The sequence below is a fragment of the Streptomyces silvae genome, assembly GCF_016745505.1.
GTDB lineage: Bacteria > Actinomycetota > Actinomycetes > Streptomycetales > Streptomycetaceae > Streptomyces > Streptomyces silvae.
On sequence record NZ_JAERUC010000086.1, the window covers coordinates 58,751 to 77,307 of the forward strand.

Annotated in this window: 18 protein-coding genes; 9 read left to right on the forward strand and 9 right to left on the reverse strand. The window is 70.8% G+C overall.

The window, feature by feature from the left end; translation table 11 throughout:
* The first annotated feature begins 83 nt into the window (after window positions 1-83).
* The 4 genes from JKV81_RS12625 to JKV81_RS12640 all read left to right on the forward strand — a co-directional run bounded on the left by JKV81_RS12625 (window position 84) and on the right by JKV81_RS12640 (window position 3,466).
* Window positions 84-1,010, forward strand: a complete 927-nt coding sequence (locus JKV81_RS12625; RefSeq protein WP_202075909.1) for an ABC transporter ATP-binding protein — start codon at window positions 84-86, stop codon at window positions 1,008-1,010.
* On the forward strand, window positions 1,007-1,774 hold the full coding sequence (locus JKV81_RS12630; RefSeq protein ID WP_129262003.1) for an ABC transporter permease: 768 nt from the start codon (window positions 1,007-1,009) through the stop codon (window positions 1,772-1,774). Before JKV81_RS12625 ends, JKV81_RS12630 begins: the two co-directional genes overlap by 4 nt.
* A gap of 77 nt (window positions 1,775-1,851) precedes the next feature.
* Window positions 1,852-2,835, forward strand: coding sequence for a COX15/CtaA family protein (locus JKV81_RS12635; RefSeq protein WP_124277045.1), 984 nt, complete (start codon window positions 1,852-1,854; stop codon window positions 2,833-2,835).
* A 160-nt stretch (window positions 2,836-2,995) separates the two neighbouring features.
* Entirely contained in the window at window positions 2,996-3,466 is a 471-nt protein-coding gene (locus tag JKV81_RS12640; RefSeq protein WP_129262007.1) for a hypothetical protein, read from the forward strand.
* A 38-nt stretch (window positions 3,467-3,504) separates the two neighbouring features.
* Here JKV81_RS12640 and JKV81_RS12645 read toward each other — a convergent pair whose 3' ends face one another.
* Together JKV81_RS12645 and JKV81_RS12650 are read right to left on the reverse strand one after the other, a co-directional pair.
* Window positions 3,505-3,873: a hypothetical protein gene (locus JKV81_RS12645; RefSeq protein WP_129262009.1), complete on the reverse strand. Its 369-nt coding sequence runs from the start codon at window positions 3,871-3,873 to the stop codon at window positions 3,505-3,507.
* A gap of 100 nt (window positions 3,874-3,973) precedes the next feature.
* Complete coding sequence (locus JKV81_RS12650; RefSeq protein ID WP_161198838.1) at window positions 3,974-4,927, reverse strand: heme o synthase; 954 nt, start codon at window positions 4,925-4,927, stop codon at window positions 3,974-3,976.
* Window positions 4,928-5,212: 285 nt separating this feature from the next.
* On the opposite strand from JKV81_RS12650, the gene tkt reads away from it, so the two are divergent.
* The 5 genes from tkt to pgl are packed head-to-tail and all read left to right on the forward strand — an operon-like array spanning window position 5,213 to window position 11,798.
* Window positions 5,213-7,300, forward strand: coding sequence for a transketolase (tkt, locus tag JKV81_RS12655; protein WP_129262011.1), 2,088 nt, complete (start codon window positions 5,213-5,215; stop codon window positions 7,298-7,300).
* Between the two features lie 34 nt (window positions 7,301-7,334).
* Window positions 7,335-8,453: a transaldolase gene (gene tal, locus JKV81_RS12660; protein WP_202075910.1), complete on the forward strand. Its 1,119-nt coding sequence runs from the start codon at window positions 7,335-7,337 to the stop codon at window positions 8,451-8,453.
* A 5-nt stretch (window positions 8,454-8,458) separates the two neighbouring features.
* The gene (zwf, locus tag JKV81_RS12665; protein ID WP_124277040.1) at window positions 8,459-9,991 is read left to right on the forward strand and encodes a glucose-6-phosphate dehydrogenase; all 1,533 of its coding nucleotides are present in this window, start codon (window positions 8,459-8,461) and stop codon (window positions 9,989-9,991) included.
* A complete protein-coding gene (opcA, locus tag JKV81_RS12670; protein WP_129262013.1) occupies window positions 9,988-11,019 on the forward strand; it encodes a glucose-6-phosphate dehydrogenase assembly protein OpcA in 1,032 nt (343 codons plus the stop codon). The genes zwf and opcA overlap by 4 nt, the downstream gene beginning before the upstream one ends.
* The gene (gene pgl / locus JKV81_RS12675; protein ID WP_124277038.1) at window positions 11,016-11,798 is read left to right on the forward strand and encodes a 6-phosphogluconolactonase; all 783 of its coding nucleotides are present in this window, start codon (window positions 11,016-11,018) and stop codon (window positions 11,796-11,798) included. Before opcA ends, pgl begins: the two co-directional genes overlap by 4 nt.
* A 60-nt stretch (window positions 11,799-11,858) precedes the next feature.
* Here the strand turns inward: pgl and JKV81_RS12680 are convergent, their stop codons facing one another.
* The 7 genes from JKV81_RS12680 to JKV81_RS12710 all read right to left on the reverse strand — a co-directional run bounded on the left by JKV81_RS12680 (window position 11,859) and on the right by JKV81_RS12710 (window position 18,469).
* Window positions 11,859-13,370 (reverse strand): PH domain-containing protein, encoded by a 1,512-nt coding sequence (locus JKV81_RS12680; protein ID WP_202075918.1) that lies wholly within the window; start codon window positions 13,368-13,370, stop codon window positions 11,859-11,861.
* Window positions 13,367-13,870, reverse strand: coding sequence for a PH domain-containing protein (locus JKV81_RS12685; protein WP_202075920.1), 504 nt, complete (start codon window positions 13,868-13,870; stop codon window positions 13,367-13,369). Before JKV81_RS12685 ends, JKV81_RS12680 begins: the two co-directional genes overlap by 4 nt.
* 3 nt (window positions 13,871-13,873) lie before the next feature.
* On the reverse strand, window positions 13,874-15,526 hold the full coding sequence (gene pgi, locus JKV81_RS12690; RefSeq protein WP_129262018.1) for a glucose-6-phosphate isomerase: 1,653 nt from the start codon (window positions 15,524-15,526) through the stop codon (window positions 13,874-13,876).
* Between the two features lie 153 nt (window positions 15,527-15,679).
* Entirely contained in the window at window positions 15,680-16,015 is a 336-nt protein-coding gene (locus tag JKV81_RS12695; RefSeq protein WP_099176117.1) for an RNA polymerase-binding protein RbpA, read from the reverse strand.
* Between the two features lie 109 nt (window positions 16,016-16,124).
* Window positions 16,125-16,361: a preprotein translocase subunit SecG gene (gene secG, locus JKV81_RS12700; protein WP_014156893.1), complete on the reverse strand. Its 237-nt coding sequence runs from the start codon at window positions 16,359-16,361 to the stop codon at window positions 16,125-16,127.
* Between the two features lie 113 nt (window positions 16,362-16,474).
* Window positions 16,475-17,251, reverse strand: coding sequence for a triose-phosphate isomerase (gene tpiA / locus JKV81_RS12705; protein ID WP_129262020.1), 777 nt, complete (start codon window positions 17,249-17,251; stop codon window positions 16,475-16,477).
* A 6-nt stretch (window positions 17,252-17,257) separates the two neighbouring features.
* Window positions 17,258-18,469, reverse strand: a complete 1,212-nt coding sequence (locus JKV81_RS12710) for a phosphoglycerate kinase (protein WP_129262022.1) — start codon at window positions 18,467-18,469, stop codon at window positions 17,258-17,260.
* Window positions 18,470-18,557: the final 88 nt, after the last annotated feature.

An 18,557-nucleotide genomic window follows, 5' to 3' on the forward strand; every position in this document is an offset into this window, starting at 1 on the left:
GCCGGGCGGCGGAAAAGGGTTCGCGGGAGAGCGGGGAACCCGGCGCGCCGGACCCCTCACACACCAGCCTAGACTTGCCCGCCATGAGCAGCGAGCCCGTCGTACAGGTCAGAGGCCTTGTCAAGCGGTACGGCACCAGGACCGCGGTCGACGGCCTCGACCTGGAGGTCGCGGCGGGCGCCGTGACCGCGGTCCTGGGCCCCAACGGCGCCGGCAAGACCACCACGATCGAGACCTGTGAGGGCTACCGCAGGCCGGACGGCGGGACCGTACGGGTCCTCGGCCTCGACCCGGTCGCGGACGCCGCGGCGCTCCGCCCCCGGATCGGCGTGATGCTCCAGTCCGGCGGCGTCTACTCCGGCGCGCGGGCCGAGGAGATGCTGCTCCACATGGCGAAGCTCCACGCCGACCCCCTGGACGTCGGCGCGCTCGTCGAACGGCTCGGGCTCGGCAGCTGCGGCCGGACCACCTACCGCCGGCTCTCCGGCGGCCAGCAGCAGCGCCTCGCGCTGGCGATGGCCGTCGTGGGCCGCCCCGAGCTGGTCTTCCTGGACGAGCCGACGGCCGGCCTCGACCCGCAGGCCCGCCGCTCGACCTGGGACCTGATCAGGGAGCTGCGCGCCGACGGGGTGTCGGTCGTGCTCACCACCCACTTCATGGACGAGGCCGAGGAGCTCGCCGACGACGTCGCCGTCATCGACGCGGGGCGGGTCATGGCGCAGGGCAGCCCGGAGCAGCTCTGCCGCGGCGGCGCCGAGAACACCCTGCGCTTCACCGGCCGCCCCGGCCTGGACCTCGGCTCGCTGCTGAAGGCGCTGCCCGACGGCAGCGAGGCGGCCGAGCTCACCACCGGCGCCTACCGCATCACCGGGCAGATCGACCCGGAGCTGCTGGCGACCGTCACCTCCTGGTGCGCCCAGCACGGCGTGATGCCCGACGGCATCGCGGTGGAGCGGCACACCCTGGAGGACGTCTTCCTCGAACTGACCGGCAAGGAGCTGCGCGCATGAGCGCCGGTACGTACACCCCGCGCCCCGGCGCCGCCCCGCTGCCCCGCATGATCGCCGCGCAGGCCGCCCTGGAGACGCGGATGCTCCTGCGCAACGGCGAGCAGCTGCTGCTCACGGTGGTCATCCCCACGCTGCTGCTCGTGCTGTTCAGCGCGGTCGACATCGTCGACACCGGCGCGGGTGAGCCGGTCGACTTCCTGGCGCCCGGCATCCTCGCCCTCGCGGTGATGTCGACGGCCTTCACGGGCCAGGCCATCGCGACCGGCTTCGAGCGCCGCTACGGGGTGCTCAAGCGGCTGGGGGCCTCTCCCCTGCCCCGCTGGGGCCTGATGACGGCGAAGACCCTCTCGGTGCTGGTCACGGAGGTCCTGCAGATCGTCCTGCTGACGGTGATCGCCTTCGCCCTGGGCTGGTCGCCCGAGGGGAACCCGTTCGCCGTGCTGCTGCTCCTGGTGCTGGGCACCGTGGCCTTCTCCGGGCTGGGGCTGCTGATGGCGGGGACGCTGAAGGCCGAGGCGACGCTGGCCGCGGCCAACCTGGTCTTCCTGCTTCTGCTGGTCGGCGGCGGCGTCATCGTGCCGCTGGACAAGTTCCCGGACGCGGCGCAGTCCGTGCTGGGCCTGCTGCCGATCTCGGCGCTCTCAGACGGACTCAGGGACGTCCTCCAGCACGGCGCGGCGATGCCGTGGGGCGACGCGGCGGTCCTGGCCGTCTGGGCGGTCCTGGGGCTGGGCGCGGCGGCCCGCTTCTTCCGCTGGGAGTGAGTGGGCGGGGCCACACGGATGTCCGGCCCATCCCGAATGCCACCCCTCGTGAAAACATGCACAAGCCGTTCCTTACGATGGTGCGCGTGGAAACCCCCATCTCCTACATCGCCAAGCGCTGGACTCCGTCGGTGAGGACGGCCAAGCGCGCCGCACTCACCGCGGTGGTGATGAGCGTGTTCATCATCATCACCGGCGGCGCGGTCCGGCTGACCGGTTCCGGCCTGGGATGCGACACCTGGCCCAAGTGCACCGACGACAGCCTCTTCGCGACGCCCGAGCAGGGACTGCACGGCGCGATCGAGTTCGGCAACCGGATGCTCACCTACGTCCTGTCGGCCGCGGTCGGCTGGGCGATCATCGCGGCGCGCTCCCTGAAGCCCCGCAGGCGTGGTCTCACCCGTCTGGCGTGGTCGCAGTTCTGGCTGGTGATGGGGAACGCCGTCATCGGCGGGATCACGGTCTGGGCCGGCCTCAACCCGTGGTCGGTGGCCGGGCACTTCCTGCTCGCCAACTGCCTGCTCACGGTGGCCGTGCTCACCTGGGTGCGGATCGGCGAGGGCGACGGCGCACCGCGTCCGCGCGCCCCGCGCCCGGTGCGGCAGCTGTCCTGGGCGATCGTCGCCACCACGGTCGTGCTGATCGTGCTCGGCACCACGGTGACCGGCTCCGGCAAGCACGCGGGCGACAGCAGCGACGTACCGCGCATGCCGTGGGACTGGAGCGCCGCCGCCCATGTCCACGCCGTCGCCGCCTGGGTCGTCTGCGCCCTGGCCGTCGCGATGTGGTTCGCCCTGCGTGTCGTGGACGCCCCCGTGGACACCCGGGCCCGCGCCCGTGACCTGCTGATCGTGCTGGTGGCGCAGGGCGGCATCGGGTACGTGCAGTACTTCAACGACGTGCCGGAGATCCTGGTCGGCCTCCACATGCTCGGCTCGGCCCTGCTGTGGATCGCCGTACTGCGTCTGCTGCTGTCGCTGCGCGAGCGCCCGGTGGCCGGCACCGGCATTCCCGCGCCCACGGCTGCCGGAGACCTGCCGGAGCACGCCGCCGCGCACTGAGCAAGAGCGCCTCCCCGGCACGTTCCGCCCGGCGTTTCGGACAGGGTGCGTCCGTCCTCTGGACGGGTGCCGCCCCGCCCTCCACCATGGTCCCGGTCGACGACCGCGCGTCCGTCCGGGGGAAGGTGGGGCGATGGGCTCGTGCTCCGGGGAACACCGCATGGCCTGTTTCTACGAGAAGAGCTACGACGTAGGGGCCTTCAAGGACCGCGCCCAGCCGCTGCGCCGCGACGAGCTGCCCGCGGTACCCACCCGCGCACCCCTGCTGATACCGGTGGCCGGGGTACTGCTGCTGGTGGCCGGCTTCTCCTGGAAGCTGGTCCTGCTCGAACTCCTGCTCGTTCCCGTCCTGGTGCTCCTGGCCCGGCGGCGGGTACGGGCACGGCTCAGGGCCCGCGAGAGGGCCGCGGCGTTCGCGGAGCGCGCGTACGCGCCCGCGGGCAGCGGCCGTTCGGGCTCGGCGATCCGGCACTGTTCCGGGTGCACGGGCGTCCTCGTACGCGCGAAGGACACCGACTCCCCGGACGACTACTCCACCCCGACCGACGCGGACGGCTGGGAGGCCTGGGCCCGCGGCCAGGGGGCGGAGTTCGGGCCGGCCCCGCGGCCGGCCGAACCCGGGGAGTCCTAGGCCTCGCCGTGGACCGGGCCGCCGGCCCGGCTCAGCGCTCAGGCCTTGTCGTTGGACGGGCCGCCGACCTGGATGCCCGCCATCCGGGACCACTCGTACGGGCCCGTACGGACCTTGGCCGCGAACTCGCCGTCGAAGTCCTCGTGGACCGTGATCCCGGCCTTCTGCGTGGCGCTCTCGGCCACGGCGTAGGAGGGCGCCACCAGGTCCCCCCAGTCGCCGTCCTCGCCGACCAGCACGATGCGGGTGCCCATCTCGCCGAGGTGGGCGAGCTGCCCCTCGGCGCCGCCGTGCGCCTTGGCGAAGGATCCGATCTGCTTGGCGAGCTTCGCAGCCCTGCGCTCCGCGCGCGCCGCGTGCTTGCTGTCGTCCGTCTGCTGCGTCTGGGGCTCTGCCGTCTCTGCCATGGACAGGATGCTACCGACGGGTAGGTGGACTGGCGACGGGCGGGGGGCGTGGCCTGGGCCACGTCCCCCGCCCGTCGGCGGAGCTCCGGTGCGTGCGGGACTACCTCAGGAAGGGGTCCACGGCGACGGCGACGAAGAGGAGCGAGACATAGGTGATGGACCAGTGGAACAGCCGCATCTCCTTGAGCTTGGCGCCCGTCACGCCGGACTTCGCCCGGTTCTGCAGGCCGTGGGCCTCCCAGAGCCAGAAGCCTCCGGTCAGCAGGGCGACCGCCGTGTAGAACCAGCCCGTGTAGCCCAGAGGAGTGAGGAGCAGCGAGACGCCGACCATCACCCAGCTGTAGACGACGATCTGGCGGGCCACCACCCGGTTGGAGGCGACGACCGGGAGCATCGGGACGCCGACCCGGGCGTAGTCCTCCTTGACCTTCATCGACAGCGGCCAGTAGTGCGGCGGCGTCCAGAAGAAGATCACGGCGAAAAGGATGACCGCGGCCCAGCTCATCGAATTGGTCACGGCGGACCAGCCGATGAGGACCGGCATGCAGCCCGCGATTCCGCCCCAGACGATGTTCTGCGAGGTCCGGCGCTTCAGCAGCATCGTGTAGACGACGACGTAGAACAGAAGTGCGCCGAGTGAGAGGGCTGCGGAGAGCCAGTTGACGAGCAGCCCGAACCAGACCGTGGAAATCACCGCGAGGGCGATTCCGAAGGCGAGGCACTCGCGGGGGCTCACCATCCCCGTGACCAACGGGCGCTGGGACGTACGGTCCATCAGCGCGTCGATGTCGCGGTCGATATACATGTTGAGCGCATTGGCACCGCCCGCGGAGAGATATCCGCCGATGGTGGTGGTAACTACGAGCCAAAGATCGGGCACGCCCTGAGCGGCGAGGAACATCACCGGAACGGTGGTGATCAGCAGCAGCTCGATGATGCGCGGCTTGGTAAGAGCCACGAATGCCTTGATGCGGGCCCCGGACGGGCGATGGCCCCCTGGGCTCGGAGTCAAGGCGACCCCTGCGGGTCGGGACTCGACGGCCGTCACGCACACCCCTGACAGAGAAATCCCAGCAAGCTCCGGGCGTGAAGGCCCAGTAAAGACTTGCGCGAACCAGACCACTGTAGACGTTGGGCATACGCCGCTCTTCGCGGGGGTGGGGTCGTGTTGGGGTGGCGCAGAAGTGAACGGCGGCGCTCATACGGGAGGCGAACTCCGCAGGTCGCCCGCACTGTGGAAAGGGCAGAAGTACGGCCTTGGGACGGGGGTAGGCTCGACATTGCCCGGTGCGGTAACCAGTCACCGGTTTACAACAGTGGAGAGGAGCCCTGACTCAGGGTGAGCACCAAGCCGACCACCACAGACCTCCAGTGGACCGAATTGGACCAGCGGGCCGTGGACACCGTCCGCGTCCTCGCCGCGGACGCCGTACAGAAAGTCGGAAACGGCCACCCGGGTACGGCGATGAGCCTCGCTCCTGCCGCGTACACCCTCTTCCAGAAGGTGATGCGCCACGACCCGGCGGACGCGGACTGGACCGGACGCGACCGCTTCGTGCTGTCCGCGGGCCACTCCAGCCTGACGCTGTACATCCAGCTCTACCTCGCCGGGTACGGCCTGGAGCTGGACGACCTCAAGGCGTTCCGCACCTGGGGCTCCAAGACGCCGGGCCACCCGGAGTACGGCCACACCACGGGCGTCGAGACGACGACCGGCCCGCTGGGCCAGGGCGTCGCCAACGCCGTGGGCATGGCGATGGCCTCCCGCTACGAGCGCGGTCTCTTCGACCCGCAGGCGGCCCCCGGCACCTCCCCGTTCGACCACACCATCTGGGTCATCGCCGGTGACGGCTGCCTCCAGGAGGGCATCTCGGCCGAGGCGTCCTCGCTGGCGGGCCACCAGAAGCTCGGCAACCTGGTGCTGCTGTGGGACGACAACCACATCTCGATCGAGGGCGACACCGAGACCGCGGTCTCCGAGGACACCCTGAAGCGCTACGAGTCCTACGGCTGGCACGTCCAGCGTGTGGACCAGCTGCCCAGCGGCGACCTGGACCCCGAGGGTCTGTACCGCGCGCTGCAGGCCGCCAAGGCCGAGACGGAGCGCCCGTCGTTCATCGCGGCCCGCTCGATCATCGCCTGGCCCGCCCCGAACGCCCAGAACACCGAGGCCGCGCACGGCTCGGCGCTCGGCGACGACGAGATCGCGGCCACGAAGCGGGTGCTCGGCTTCGACCCGGAGAAGACCTTCGAGGTCGCCGACGAGGTCATCGCGCACACCCGTGAGGCGCTGGACCGCGGCCGCGAGGCCAAGGCCGAGTGGGAGAAGTCCTTCGCCGCCTGGCGTACCGCCAACCCGGAGCGCGCCGCCGACTTCGACCGCATCGCCGCGGGCGAGCTGCCCGCCGGCTGGGAGGACGAGCTCCCGGTCTTCGAGGCCGGCCACGCTGTCGCCACGCGTGCCGCCTCCGGCAAGGTCCTCCAGGCGCTCGGCGGTGTCATCCCCGAGCTGTGGGGCGGCTCCGCCGACCTCGCGGGCTCGAACAACACCACGATCGACAAGACGTCGTCGTTCCTCCCGGCAGGCAACCCGCTGCCCGAGGCCGACCCGTACGGCCGGACGATCCACTTCGGCATCCGCGAGCACTCCATGGCCGCGGCCATGAACGGCATCGCGCTGCACGGCAACACCCGCATCTACGGCGGCACCTTCCTGGTGTTCTCCGACTACATGCGCAACGCCGTGCGCCTCTCCGCACTGATGCACCTCCCGGTGACGTACGTGTGGACGCACGACTCCATCGGCCTCGGCGAGGACGGCCCGACGCACCAGCCGGTCGAGCACATCGCCTCGCTGCGCGCGATCCCCGGCCTGAATGTCGTCCGCCCCGCGGACGCCAACGAGACGGCGACCGCCTGGCGCGAGATCCTCAAGCGCGGCAAGAAGGACTACGGGAAGAGCGCCCCGCACGGTCTGGCGCTGTCCCGCCAGGGCCTGCCCACCTACGCGGCGAACGAGAACGCCGCCAAGGGCGGTTACGTGCTCTTCGACGCCGAGGGCGGCGACGCGCAGGCCGTTCTGATCGCCACGGGCTCCGAGGTCCAGCTGGCCGTCGAGGCCCGCGACGAGCTCCAGGCGGCCGGTGTGCCGACCCGTGTGGTCTCGATGCCGTGTGTCGAGTGGTTCGAGGAGCAGGACCAGGCGTACAAGGACAGCGTGCTTCCGCCGTCCGTGAAGGCACGGGTCGCCGTCGAAGCGGGTATCGGCCTCACCTGGTACCGGTATGTGGGTGACGCGGGCCGGATCGTCTCGCTGGAGCACTTCGGTGCGTCGGCGGACGCCAAGGTCCTCTTCCGCGAGTTCGGCTTCACCGCCGCGCACGTGGTGGAAGCCGCCCGGGAATCTCTCGCCTCCGCTGCGCGCTGACGCGGTTATACGACTAGTAGGAGATGCAATTCTCATGACAGACGCACTCAAGCGCCTCTCCGACGAGGGCGTGGCGATCTGGCTGGACGACCTGTCGCGCAAGCGGATCACGTCCGGCAACCTGGCCGAGCTCATCGACCAGAGCCACGTCGTGGGTGTCACGACCAACCCGTCGATCTTCCAGAAGGCGATCTCCCAGGGCGACGGTTACGACCAGCAGCTCACGGACCTGGCCGCCCGCAAGGTGACGGTCGAGGAAGCCATCCGGATGATCACCACGGCGGACGTCCGCGACGCCGCCGACATCCTGCGCCCGGTCTTCGACGCGACGGACGGCCAGGACGGCCGGGTCTCCATCGAGGTCGACCCGCGCCTGGCGCACAACACCCTGGCCACGGTCGCCGAGGCCAAGCAGCTGGCCTGGCTGGTGGACCGGCCGAACACGCTCATCAAGATCCCGGCGACCAAGGCCGGCCTGCCGGCGATCACGGAGACCATCGGGCGGGGCATCAGCGTCAACGTGACCCTGATCTTCTCGCTGGAGCGCTACCGCGAGGTCATGGACGCCTACCTGGCGGGCCTGGAGAAGGCGAAGGCCGCGGGCCTGGACCTCTCCAAGATCCACTCGGTCGCCTCGTTCTTCGTGTCCCGCGTGGACACCGAGATCGACAAGCGCCTCGACGCGATCGGCACCGACGAGGCCAAGGCGGCGAAGGGCAAGTCCGCCCTCGCCAACGCCCGCCTCGCCTACGAGGCGTACGAGGAGGTCTTCGCGGGTGACCGCTGGGCCGCCCTCGACAAGGCGCACGCCAACAAGCAGCGCCCGCTGTGGGCCTCCACCGGCGTGAAGGACCCGTCCCTCAAGGACACCCTGTACGTCGACGACCTCGTCGCCCCGAACACGGTGAACACCATGCCGGAGGCGACCCTGGAGGCCGTGGCCGACCACGGCGACATCACCGGCAACACCGTGGCCGGTGGCTACGACCAGGCGCGTTCCGACCTCGACGCGGTCAAGAAGCTCGGGGTCAGCTACGACGACGTCGTCCAGCTGCTGGAGGACGAGGGCGTCGACAAGTTCGAGGCCGCCTGGAACGACCTGCTCAAGTCGACCGAGGCCGAGCTCGAGCGCCTCGCTCCTTCGAAGGGCTGACCACCTTGTCTGGTGTTCCCGGAGCCAACCCGCTCCGTGACGCCCAGGACCGACGGCTCCCGCGTATCGCGGGGCCGTCGGGCCTGGTGATCTTTGGCGTCACGGGCGATTTGTCCCGTAAAAAGCTGATGCCCGCCGTCTACGACCTGGCCAATCGCGGCCTGCTGCCGCCGGGCTTCTCGCTCATCGGCTTCGCGCGCCGCGACTGGGAGGACGAAGACTTCGCCCAGGTCGTCCACGACGCCGTGAAAGAGCATTCCCGCACCCCCTTCCGCGAAGAGGTCTGGCAGCAGCTCAGCCAGGGCATGCGCTTCGTGCAGGGCAACTTCGACGACGACGTCGCGTTCGAGACCCTCAGGGCGACGATCGAGGAGCTCGACAAGGCGCAGGGCACGGGCGGCAACTTCGCCTTCTACCTGTCCGTACCGCCGAAGTTCTTCCCCAAGGTCGTCCAGCAGCTCAAGAAGCACGGGCTGGCCGACCAGAAGGAAGGCAGCTGGCGACGGGCCGTCATCGAGAAGCCGTTCGGGCACGACCTGGAGAGCGCGCAGGAGCTGAACCAGCTCGTGCACGACGTCTTCCCGCCGAACGAGGTCTTCCGCATCGACCACTACCTCGGCAAGGAGACGGTCCAGAACATCCTGGCGCTGCGCTTCGCCAACACGATGTGGGAGCCGATCTGGAACAGGTCGTACGTCGACCACGTCCAGATCACGATGGCCGAGGACATCGGCATCGGCGGCCGGGCCGGTTACTACGACGGCATCGGCGCGGCTCGTGACGTCATCCAGAACCACCTGCTCCAGCTGCTGGCGCTGACGGCGATGGAGGAGCCCGGCTCCTTCCACCCGAAGGCGCTGGTCGCCGAGAAGCTGAAGGTGCTCACGGCGGTGGAGCTGCCCGAGGACCTGGGCAAGCACACGGTGCGCGGGCAGTACGCGCACGCCTGGCAGGGCGGCGAGGAAGTGCTCGGCTATCTGGAGGAGGACGGTATCGACCCCAAGTCGAAGACCGACACCTTCGCCGCGATCAAGCTGACGATCAACAACCGCCGCTGGGCCGGCGTCCCGTTCTATCTCCGTACCGGCAAGCGCCTCGGCCGTCGGGTCACCGAGATCGCGGTCGTCTTCAAGCGCGCCCCGTATCTGCCCTTCGAGTCCGGTGCGACGGAGGAGCTCGGCGGCAACGCCCTGGTCATCCGGGTGCAGCCCGACGAGGGCGTCACGGTCCGGTTCGGCTCCAAGGTGCCCGGCACGTCCATGGAGGTCCGGGACGTCACGATGGACTTCGCCTACGGCGAGTCCTTCACGGAGTCCAGCCCGGAGGCGTACGAGCGGCTCATCCTCGATGTCCTGCTCGGTGACGCCAACCTCTTCCCGCGCCACCAGGAGGTCGAGCTCTCCTGGAACATCCTCGACCCGATCGAGGAGTACTGGGACAAGCACGGCAAGCCCGCCCAGTACGCGGCCGGCACCTGGGGACCGGCCGAGGCCGACGAGATGCTCGCACGCGACGGACGGAGCTGGCGCCGGCCATGAAGATCGATCTCACGGAAACCACGTCCAGCAAGATCAACCAGGCCCTGGTCTCGGCGCGCCGCTCCATCGGCACGCCCGCCATCGGCATGGTGCTCACCCTCGTCATCGTCACCGACGAGGAGAACGCCTACGACGCGCTCCGGGCGGCGAGCGACTCCTCCCGCGAGCACCCGTCGCGGATCATCGCGGTGATCAAGCGGGTCAGCAAGTCGCCGCGCGCCCGGCGCGACGCACGGCTCGACGCCGAGCTCCGGGTCGGTTCCGACGCGGGTTCGGGCGAGACCGTGGTGCTGCGTCTCCACGGTGAGCTGGCCAACCACGCCCAGTCCGTCGTCCTCCCGCTGCTGCTGCCGGACGCCCCGGTCGTGGTGTGGTGGCCCGAGGACGCCCCGGCCGACCCGGCCAGGGACCCGCTGGGCGCGCTCGCCCAGCGCCGTATCACCGACACCTACTCCGCCGAGCACCCGCTCGACGAGCTGTCGGTGCGCGCGGCGACGTACCGGCCCGGGGACACCGACCTGGCCTGGACGCGCATCACGCCGTGGCGTTCGATGCTGGCGGCGGCGCTCGACCAGCAGCCCGCGCAGGTCGTCTCGGCGACCGTCGAGGGCGAGTCGGACAACCCGAGCTGTGAACTGCTGGCCATGTGGCTGGCGGACCGGCTGGGGGTCCCGGTGGAGCGCACGCTGTCCGGCGGCCCGGGTCTGACGGCCGTCCGGATGGCGACGAAGAACGGCGACATCGTCCTGGACCGGGCCGACGGCTCGCTGGCGACGCTCTGCATGGCCGGGCAGCCGGACCGTGCGGTCGCGCTGAAGCGGCGGGAGACCGCCGAGCTCCTCGCGGAGGAGCTGCGCCGTCTGGACCCGGACAACATCTACGAGGCGACGGTGAAGTTCGGCGTGGAGCGCCTCGGCGGTCCCACCGAGGCGTCGTCCGTCGGTACGGGGCAGAAGCGGGCCGAGCCGGCCGGTTCGGCCGCGCCTGCCGCGAAGAAGGCGGCGGCCAAGAAGACGGCGTCGAAGTGAGTGCCCCGCAGCTCGTCGTGCACCGCGACAAGGAGCTGATGGCCCAGGCCGCGGCGGCCCGGCTGATCACGAAGATCGTGGACGCCCAGGCCGCCCGTGGTTCCGCCTCGGTGGTCCTCACCGGCGGGCGCAACGGCAACGGCCTGCTGGCCGCGCTCGCCGGTTCGCCCGCCCGGGACGCGATCGACTGGTCGCGGCTCGACCTGTGGTGGGGTGACGAGCGGTTCCTGCCCGAGGGCGATCCGGAGCGCAATGTCACGCAGGCCCGCGAGGCCCTGCTGGACGAGGTGGGGCTGGACCCCGCGCGGGTCCACGCGATGCCCGCCTCCGACGGGCCGTACGGCAACGACGCCGACTCCGCGGCCGCGGGGTACGCGGCGGAGCTCGCCGCCGCCGCGGGCCCGGAGGACCACGGGGCCGTACCGACGTTCGACGTGCTGATGCTGGGCGTCGGCCCGGACACGCATGTCGCGTCGCTCTTCCCGGAGCTGCCGGCGGTGCGCGAGACCGAGCGCACCGTGGTCGGGGTGCACGGCGCTCCGAAGCCGCCGCCCACCCGTGTCTCGCTCACGCTGCCCGCCATCCGGGCGGCGCGCGAGGTGTGGCTGCTGGCCGCGGGTGAGGACAAGGCGGAGGCGGCGGAGATCGCGCTGTCCGGGGCCGGGGAGATCCAGGCCCCGGCGGCGGGAGCGTACGGCCGCAGCCGCACGCTGTGGCTGCTGGACGGCGCGGCTGCCTCCCGGCTGCCGCGCGCGCTGTATCCGCCCGCTTCGGCGTAGGCACGTACGGAAAGAGGCCTGGTCCGCTCCCCCGGAGCCGGACCAGGCCTCTCGCGTGTGTCAGTCGCGTACGAGGAACGGCTCCAGCAGCCCCGGGACGGCCTCGGAGGCGAAGGCCAGCCCCTCGGAGGCATCGGTGTCGCGCGCCGTGTAGGCGCCCGCTCCGGCGGCCGTGGTGGCGGTGACGCTGAGCAGCCCGGCGCGGCGCTGGAAGCAGGACTGCCGCACGGTCCAGCCGATCACGCCGGACCGCTGCAGGGCCGCGGTGGACCGCCGGACGGTGCCGGAGCGGGTCACCAGATACCCGCCGCTGAGCGTGTGGCCCAGTGAGCGGTACGCGTCGAGGGCGAGCGCCACGGAGAGCGGCAGGCCCACGACGGCGCAGCCGAGCGCGATCCACAGCAGGACGGGCGTCAGCAGCACGCCAAGGGCCGTCAGGACCAGCACGGGTGCGAGGGCCGCCGTGAGGGCCCGGCGAAGCCGCCGGGCGCGGGCGGCGGGCGGGTGCGGCGTGAGCGGGGCGCCGGTCGGTGCGAGTGGCTCGCGCAGCACCTCGACGGCGATCGCGTCGACGAAGGGCCGGGGCGCGGCCGGCAGCAGGGTGTTGTGGTCGGCCCCCTGGGCCTCCTCGTCCTTCGCCAGGCCCGTGGTGATGGCGTCCAGCCGGGCGGCGCCGGTCAGCCGTACGCCCAGGGGCTCCACCAGGTCCACCCCGCGCAGCCGCCGTTCCTCGACGGACAGCGAGCGGGAGGTCAGCAGCCCGCGCCGCACCCGCAGGGTGCCGCCGGGTTCGCGTTCCAGGCGGTAGTTCCACCACATCTCGGCCCAGAGGCCGAGCGCTCCGACGACGCCCGAGACCAGCGCCGCCAGGACCAGGACGACGATCGCCCAGACCAGCGGGGTGTCCCGGAAGCGGTCGGCGACCCAGTCGATCACCTCGCCCTGCGCACCGACCCAGTCGCTGATCTGAAGGACACCGCCGACCGCCGCGCCCCCGAGCATGGGGGCGACGAAGGAGACGGGCGCGTAGCGGATCCAGCGGAGGTCGAACCGGGCGAGTTCGCCGTCGCGGTGCGTTCCGGGGGCCTCATGGAGGGCACGGTCGAGGAGGTCGCGGCGCAGCCGCTCGCCCTCGGCACGGGCGACGGGGTCGAGTTCCAGCGTGGACTCGCCGCCGGTCTGGTCACCGGTGCCGATCCGGACCGTGACCAGGCCGAGTATCCGTTGCAGCGGGTGTGCGGTCAGGTCGACGCTGCGGATCCGCTCGCGGGCCAGGGAACGCCGTTTGACCAGCAGGAGACCGGTGTGCAGCTCGACCCGTTCACCACCGACGCGGTAGCGGGTGCGCCGCCAGCGCACGTAGTCACCGGCGGTGGCGCAGCCGATCAGGAGGGCGGCTCCGGCCAGGGCCCAGCCGATGGCCGCGGGATAGCCCAGCCGCCCGGACAGCCCCGCCACGGCCGGGACGGCGGCGCCCACGGCCACCCCCGCCGTGACGAGCGCGGTGACGAGGACCGTGCGCCGGTGGATCCGCCGCCAGGGAGGGCCGGTCGCGTCGGCGGCGGTGCTCATGTCGCGTCACCCGGGGTGTCCTGGGTGATCCGGGTGAGCCGCTCGGCGAGGTCGGCGGCCGTGTCGTGGGCGAGGCCCTCGATCCTCACCGCGCCCTTGGCGGAGGCGGTGGTGACGGTGACCGTGGCCAGCCCGAAGAGCTGTTCCAGCGGGCCGCGCACGGTGTCCACGGTCTGGATGCGGGACATCGGCGCGATCCGCCATTCCCGCAGGAGGACCCCGGTCCGTACGTAGACGGCCTCGTCGGTGACCTCCCAGCGGTGGATACGGAACCACCAGAGGGGGAAGAGGACGGCGCAGGACAGTCCGAGGACCGCCAGCACGGCTGCGGGCGTCCACAGCCAGAACCTGGCCGGGGCGATGAACGCCCCGAGGATGCCCAGGACCGCCACCGGGGCCGCCGTCAGCAGCAGCCACTGGGCCCGCCACCACCCGACGGCACCGCGGTCCGGCCGGTTGCGCGGCGGCCTGAGCCGTACCGTCCCCTCCCCCGTGGTCATCGCTCAGCGGCCGCGCAGCGCGCGGTACGTCGAGACGAGCGCGGCCGTGGAGCTGTCCAGCTGCTCGCCGCCCGTGCCCTCGGTGAGGACCGGCTCGATCTTCTTGGCGAGGACCTTGCCGAGCTCGACGCCCCACTGGTCGAAGGAGTCGATGTTCCAGACGGCGCCCTGGACGAAGACCTTGTGCTCGTACAGGGCGATCAGCTGGCCGAGCACCGACGGGGTGAGACGGTCCGCGAGGATCGTGGTCGTCGGGTGGTTGCCGCGGAACGTCTTGTGCGGCACGAGCTCCTCGGGCACGCCCTCCGCGCGGACCTCCTCGGGCGTCTTGCCGAAGGCGAGGGCCTGGGTCTGGGCGAAGAAGTTGGCCATCAGCAGGTCGTGCTGGGCGATCAGCCCGGGCAGCAGGTCGTGGACCGGTGCGGCGAAGCCGATGAAGTCGGCCGGGATGATCTTCGTACCCTGGTGGATCAACTGGTAGTAGGCGTGCTGGCCGTTGGTGCCGGGGGTGCCCCAGACGACCGGGCCGGTCTCCCACTCCACCGGATTCCCGTCGCGGTCCACGGACTTGCCGTTGGACTCCATGTCCAGCTGCTGCAAGTACGCGGTGAACTTGGACAGATAGTGGCTGTAGGGCAGCACCGCGTGCGACTGGGCGTCGAAGAACTCGCCGTACCAGATGCCCAGCAGGCCCAGCAGCAGCGGGGCGTTCTCCTCCGCGGGGGCGGTGCGGAAGTGCTCGTCGACGAGGTGGAAGCCGTCGAGCATCTCGCGGAACCGGTCGGGGCCGATGGCGATCATCAGCGACAGGCCGATCGCCGAGTCGAAGGAGTACCGGCCTCCGACCCAGTCCCAGAACTCGAACATGTTGGCCGTGTCGATGCCGAAGTCCGCGACCTTCTCCGCGTTGGTCGACAGCGCCACGAAGTGCTTGGCCACGGCGTCCTGACCGGCCCTCAGCTCGGTCAGGAGCCAGTCACGGGCGGAGGTGGCGTTGGTGATGGTCTCGATCGTCGTGAACGTCTTGGACGCGACGATGAAGAGCGTCTGGGCCGGGTCGAGGCCCTGCACCGCCTCGTGGAGGTCGGCGCCGTCGACGTTCGACACGAAGCGGACGGTCAGCGAGCGGTCCGTGAAGGAGCGCAGCACCTCGTACGCCATGGCGGGTCCGAGGTCGGAGCCGCCGATGCCGATGTTGACGATGTTCTTGATCGGCCTGCCGGTGTGGCCGGTCCACTCGCCGGCCCTGATCCGGTCCGAGAACGTTGCCATCCGGTCCAGGACGTCGTGCACGGCGGGCACCACGTTCTCGCCGTCGACCTCGACCACGGCGCCCCGGGGGGCACGGAGCGCGGTGTGCAGGACGGCGCGGTCCTCGGTCGTGTTGATCTTCTCGCCGCGGAACATCGCGTCCCGCAGCCCGGCCACGTCGGTGGCGGCGGCGAGCTCGCGCAGCAGACGCAGCGTCTCGTCGGTGACCAGGTGCTTGGAGTAGTCGATGTGGAGGTCGCCGACGCGGAGGGTGTACTGCTTCCCCCGGTCCGGCGCGTCCGCGAACAGCTGCCGCAGATGCGTCCCCCCGAACTCCTCACGGTGCTTACCGAGAGCCGTCCACTCGGGCATCTGGTTGAGCTTGGTTCGGCTTTGTGCGTTCATCCCGGAAATCGCCCACTTCTCTCGTACCTGCAACCTTCCCCGCTGCCCCTCCAACCTAATTGATCTGGAGGGTGCGACGGGGCATCGGCGAGCTGGTGGGCGGCATACGGATTCCGGCCGGGCACCCAGGGGGTGACCGGCCGGTGAAAAGTCTCAGATCTCGCCGCGGAGTTTCGCGAGTGCCTCGGCGAGGATCGCCTCGCCGTCCGCGTCGCTGCGCCGCTCGCGCACGTACGCCAGGTGCGTCTTGTACGGCTCGGTGCGGGGCGGAGCCGGCGGGCTGTCCCGGTCCTGTCCTGCCGGGAAGCCGCAGCGCGGGCAGTCCCAGGTCTCCGGTACCTGCGCGTCATGGGCGAAGCTCGGCTGCGTCTCGTGCCCGTTCGAGCACCAGAAGGAGATGCGGGCCCGTGGCGCGGACTCGCCGCGCTCGGCCTCCCCCATCGGCCCCGCTCCGACCCGGCTTCCCCGGATCGCGTTGCCACTTGCCACGGTCGTAACTCCCTGCGTGATGGTGCTCGAAGATGCCCCAGTCTACGTAAGGCCCAACGCGCGTCCAGTGAAAGGAGTTACACCGTCACCGGGAATCGCGAACGACGGGTCAGCTGTCCAGCTTGATGAGCAGAGCAAGGACGACAATGCACGCGAACCAGGCCAGACCGACCACGACGGTGATGCGGTCGAGGTTCCGCTCGGCGACCGAAGAGCCGCCCACGGAGGACTGCATTCCCCCACCGAACATGTCGGAAAGGCCGCCGCCCTTTCCCTTGTGCATCAGCACCAGCAGCATCAGCAGCAGGCTGAAGACGATCAGGGCGATCTCGAACGCCAAAACCACGGCTGGTCCCTACTTTCCGGAATTCCTAGGACTGCATGTACGAACAGCGGGGGCCCGGGGGTATACCCCCCTCGGCCCCCGCAAGGGTACGACGGATCCGCGCTACCGCATACTCACTGGTCGCGGAAGCGGACGATCTTGACGAACTCGTCGGCGTCGAGTGCGGCACCGCCGATGAGGGCGCCGTCCACGTCGGGCTGCGCCATGATGGCCGCGACGTTGCCCGACTTCACCGAGCCGCCGTACTGGATACGGACGGCGTCGGCCAGCTCCTGCGAGTACAGCTCGGCGAGACGGCCGCGGATCGCACCGCAGACCTCCTGCGCGTCCTCGGGGGTGGCGACCTCGCCGGTCCCGATGGCCCAGACCGGCTCGTAGGCGATCACGATGGTCTCGGCCTGCTCGGCCGGGATGTCCTTCAGCGCTCCGTCGAGCTGCGCCAGCGTGTAGGAGACCTGGTCACCGGCCTTGCGGATGTCCAGGCCCTCGCCGACGCAGAGGATCGGGGTCAGGCCGTGCTTGAAGGCGGCCTTCACCTTGGCGTTGCAGATCTCGTCGTTCTCGCCGTGGTACTGGCGGCGCTCGCTGTGGCCGACGGCCACGAACGTGCACTTCAGCTTGGCGAGCATCGGGCCGGAGATCTCACCGGTGTACGCGCCGGAATCATGCGCCGAGATGTCCTGGGCGCCGTACTTGATCTTCAGCTTGTCGCCGTCGACCAGCGTCTGCACGGAGCGCAGGTCGGTGAAGGGCGGCAGGACGGCGACCTCGACCGCGTCGTAGTCCTTGTCGGCCAGGGCGAAGGCGAGCTTCTGGACGTGGGCGATGGCCTCGAGGTGGTTGAGGTTCATCTTCCAGTTGCCCGCCATGAGCGGGGTGCGAGTGGTCATGAAAGGTCAGTCCTCCAGTGCGGCGAGGCCGGGAAGCGTCTTGCCCTCGAGGTATTCGAGGCTGGCGCCGCCACCGGTCGAGATGTGTCCGAATGCGTTCTCGTCGAAGCCCAGGATGCGGACGGCGGCCGCGGAGTCCCCGCCGCCGACGACGCTGAAGGCCTCGGAGTCGACGAGGGCCTGGGCGACCGCCTTGGTGCCCTCGGCGTAGTCGGGGTGTTCGAAGACGCCCATCGGGCCGTTCCAGAAGACGGTGGCCGCGTCGGCGAGCTTGTCCGCGTACAGCTTGCGGGTCTCCGGGCCGATGTCCAGGCCCTCCTGGTCGGCCGGGATGGCGTCCGCGGCAACCGTGGTGGGGTGGGCCGGGGCCTTCGTCTTCAGGTCCGGGAACTCGCCCGCGACCAGGACGTCGACGGGGAGCACGAACTCCACGCCGAGCTCCTCGGCCCGCTTGAGGTAGCCCTGGACGGCCGGGACCTGGTCCTCCTGGAGCAGCGAGATGCCGACCTCGTGACCCTTGGCCTTGAGGAAGGTGTACGCCATGCCGCCGCCGATCAGGATGCGGTCGGCCTTCTCCAGCAGGTGGTCGATCACGCCGAGCTTGTCGGAGACCTTGGCACCGCCGAGGACCACGGCGTACGGGCGCGCAACGTCCTCGGTGAGCTTCTTCAGGACGCCGACCTCGGTGGCGATCAGACCGCCGGCCGCGTGCGGCAACCGGGCCGGGAGGTCGTAGACCGAGGCGTGCTTGCGGTGGACGGCGCCGAAGCCGTCACCCACGTAGACGTCGGCGAGCTCGGCGAGCTGGTCGGCGAAGGCGCCGCGCTCGGCGTCGTCCTTCGACGTCTCGCCGGGGTTGAAGCGGAGGTTCTCGATGACGGCGACCTGGCCGTCGGTGAGGCCGGCGACGGTCGCGCGGGCTGACTCGCCGACGGTGTCGGTCGCGAAGGCGACCTCGGTGCCGAGCAGCTCGCCGAGGCGCGCGGCGGCGGGGGCCAGCGAGAAGGCCGGGTCCGGGGTGCCCTTGGGGCGGCCCAGGTGCGAGGCGACGACGACCCGCGCGCCGGCTTCGGCGAGCGCGGCGATCGTCGGGCGGACGGCGCGGATGCGGCCGTCGTCGGTGATCGTGGTGCCGTCCAGCGGCACGTTGAGGTCGGCGCGGACGAATACCCGCTTGCCCGCGACCCCTTCGGCGAGAAGTTCGTCGATCGTCTTCATCTCTGTTCCCATACTCCTTGGAAGGACGGATGAGCATGCGAGGGGGCTCGAACGGCGCCGCGTCGCGCCGTCCGAGCCCCTCACATCA

Coding starts and splice junctions, on each gene's coding strand:
- JKV81_RS12630 (WP_129262003.1), top strand. CDS start 1,007: ATGAGCGCCGGTACGTACACCCCGCGCCCCGGCGCCGCCCCGCTGCCC.
- JKV81_RS12635 (WP_124277045.1), top strand. CDS start 1,852: ATGGTGCGCGTGGAAACCCCCATCTCCTACATCGCCAAGCGCTGGACT.
- JKV81_RS12680 (WP_202075918.1), bottom strand. CDS start 13,370: ATGAGCACCGCCGCCGACGCGACCGGCCCTCCCTGGCGGCGGATCCAC.
- opcA (WP_129262013.1), top strand. CDS start 9,988: ATGAAGATCGATCTCACGGAAACCACGTCCAGCAAGATCAACCAGGCC.
- tpiA (WP_129262020.1), bottom strand. CDS start 17,251: ATGACCACTCGCACCCCGCTCATGGCGGGCAACTGGAAGATGAACCTC.
- JKV81_RS12645 (WP_129262009.1), bottom strand. CDS start 3,873: ATGGCAGAGACGGCAGAGCCCCAGACGCAGCAGACGGACGACAGCAAG.
- pgi (WP_129262018.1), bottom strand. CDS start 15,526: ATGAACGCACAAAGCCGAACCAAGCTCAACCAGATGCCCGAGTGGACG.
- JKV81_RS12640 (WP_129262007.1), top strand. CDS start 2,996: ATGGCCTGTTTCTACGAGAAGAGCTACGACGTAGGGGCCTTCAAGGAC.
- JKV81_RS12685 (WP_202075920.1), bottom strand. CDS start 13,870: ATGACCACGGGGGAGGGGACGGTACGGCTCAGGCCGCCGCGCAACCGG.
- JKV81_RS12625 (WP_202075909.1), top strand. CDS start 84: ATGAGCAGCGAGCCCGTCGTACAGGTCAGAGGCCTTGTCAAGCGGTAC.
- tal (WP_202075910.1), top strand. CDS start 7,335: ATGACAGACGCACTCAAGCGCCTCTCCGACGAGGGCGTGGCGATCTGG.
- JKV81_RS12710 (WP_129262022.1), bottom strand. CDS start 18,469: ATGAAGACGATCGACGAACTTCTCGCCGAAGGGGTCGCGGGCAAGCGG.